This is a genomic window from Microcoleus sp. OTE_8_concoct_300 (assembly GCF_031383065.1).
Classification (GTDB): domain Bacteria; phylum Cyanobacteriota; class Cyanobacteriia; order Cyanobacteriales; family Microcoleaceae; genus Microcoleus.
On sequence record NZ_JANMZH010000690.1, the window covers coordinates 1 to 1,104 of the forward strand.

The 1,104-nt window shown below is 42.3% G+C and carries 2 protein-coding genes; both read left to right on the plus strand.

All coding sequences use genetic code 11. The features are described from left to right. Positions 1-300 precede the first annotated feature (300 nt). On the plus strand, positions 301-717 hold the full coding sequence (locus tag ACUVJL_RS31125) for a hypothetical protein (protein ID WP_445249361.1): 417 nt from the start codon (positions 301-303) through the stop codon (positions 715-717). Beyond that, on the plus strand, positions 710-904 hold the full coding sequence (locus ACUVJL_RS31130; RefSeq protein ID WP_445249362.1) for a hypothetical protein: 195 nt from the start codon (positions 710-712) through the stop codon (positions 902-904). Before ACUVJL_RS31125 ends, ACUVJL_RS31130 begins: the two co-directional genes overlap by 8 nt. Positions 905-1,104 lie beyond the last annotated feature (200 nt).

Below are 1,104 nucleotides of genomic sequence, written 5' to 3' on the forward strand. Positions count from 1 at the left end.
CATTTTTGTTGTGCGGCGAGAATTTAAACTAACCAAATGCCCGTAAATTCCAAAAGACTGCTGTTATCTGTAGGAGGATCTAACAGCGGTCTTTGGATTTACACTCACCAGACGATGCCCTTAAACTCATCAGATATTTCCTCATGTTAAAAAACCGCTGCTTATGATTGGAACCCACCTTGGCAACGGTCTTTGGATAAATCTCGTTTTAAGGGCAAAAACTTAAACTGATCGAGGACTTATAAACGCCAAAAAACCGCTGCTCTAGATTGGCGTCGAACGGCAGTGGCTTTTTGGTCCATGTTTAATCAGGCGGTGACAATCAAACTCATGACTACATCTCACTTTATTGAGGAGAATTTCACATCGGATTTTCCTGAAGATTCCAAGACGGAGGCAGACCAAAAAATTGTTATTGACAAATTGCTTGTTAACAAACTGACTGAACTCTTGATAAATTCTATTTACAGCGTTCATGTTAGCCGCCGTTCTGAAATTTTTCTGACCAGCTTAGATATGCACTTGGCTGATTTTTCAATTAGTAATAAGAACGACATAATTTGTCGTGAATTTACTGAAAAATCATCACTACTGCTAGAGTCTTATCAAAAGGCTGTTCCTAAATCGTTAGGAAAAGCAGAGAGCTGTTTGGGAGAAGCAATTGATTTGATTAATCTCATTGTGTCTGCCTCGGAAGCAGAGGTCAACAATGGGTAAGAACTATCGTCGCATCGAGCAACTCAAAGCGATCGCTTTTGATTGTGGTTTCGGTAACGAAGACGCCAAGCAGTTCGGCAAGCTCAGCAAAACTGCTACCTGGGAAGCAATGCTGGAAACTTACGGCGTTCCCTTTCCTGTAGATAACAGCAGTCTAAACACAGAAGACACAGAAGAAAGCGACTGATGAAAACGTGGGCCGGGGGGGGAGCCGGGTTTATGGCCCGCCCCCCCGGCCGCGACACTCAGAATTTAGGGGCGCCGCAGGCAACAGGGTCCGAGTAACACCCTGTATAAACACAAGAAAAAAAAGTAAAAAATAATAGTAAAAAGCTTATGAATAATAAAGTACACCCATTTTTTGAAGATGTTACACTGTGGGATTTT

Coding starts and splice junctions, on each gene's coding strand:
- ACUVJL_RS31130 (WP_445249362.1), top strand. CDS start 710: ATGGGTAAGAACTATCGTCGCATCGAGCAACTCAAAGCGATCGCTTTT.
- ACUVJL_RS31125 (WP_445249361.1), top strand. CDS start 301: ATGTTTAATCAGGCGGTGACAATCAAACTCATGACTACATCTCACTTT.